At 53.9% G+C, this 864-nt stretch carries 1 pseudogene; it reads right to left on the bottom strand.

What is annotated here, in order from left to right:
* Nucleotides 1-864: pseudogene (locus HMPREF3201_RS06295) on the bottom strand (hypothetical protein); the annotation flags it as partial.

The raw sequence follows: 864 nt of genomic DNA on the forward strand, positions 1-864 counted from the left end.
GGCTGCATTGGTATCCGTATTGTACGTCGGGTTACCGTCAGCATCGACACCGTCAGCGCCGCTGGCTACGTTAGTAATCTGATTGCCGCCGTTGTTGAGACCGGTGCCGGTTAAGGTTACAGGGTTACCTGTGCCCGTGCCTGCTGCCGGAGTAATGGTAATGCCATCATTGTTCATTACCGTAGCACCGGTTGTGACAGAACCAGTATCGCCCAAGTCGACGTCTTTCACTAACTGAACTTTCAACTTGCCATCGACGTTATTAACACCAATGTTGTTTTCCGTCAGTTTATCGGCATCGGCACCGCCCACGATATCAAGCTGTTCGTTGAGTTTCTTAGCGATGACTTTCGTCGTATCCGTCTGGCCATTGTCTCCGGCGTACTTCTGACCGTCACTCATGGTTGCGATGGTTTCGCCGCCTGCCGTGATACGATCAACCGGGTTGCCTTCTACATTATTTACGCTGTCGCCAGCCTTGATGGTAACCGTCGTGCCCGGTGTTCCGTCAGCGCCGGCAGGGCCGGTCAAGCCGATGGAGCCATCAGCGCCGTTGATAACGACGGCCGAACCGTCTTTACCGTTGACGCCAATCTTACCGTCGACACCGTCTGTACCGTCAGCGCCGTCTTTCGCACCGATGGAGATATCGTTGCTTAAGGCAACGGTAATCTTGCCATTCGTTGCATCGGTCGTGGTCGTAATATTCTGACCGTCCCCTACGATACCCAGGGCTTCACCCAGGTCACGATGTACCGTGTCTCCACTATCGGCCGTGAAGTCCATGCCCTTATTAACCAGAGCATCGCTCACATTCTTAAGGTCGCCGATGTTGGCTGCATTGGTATCCGTATTGTACGTCGG

The sequence above is a fragment of the Megasphaera sp. MJR8396C genome, assembly GCF_001546855.1.
Classification (GTDB): Bacteria; Bacillota; Negativicutes; order Veillonellales; family Megasphaeraceae; genus Megasphaera.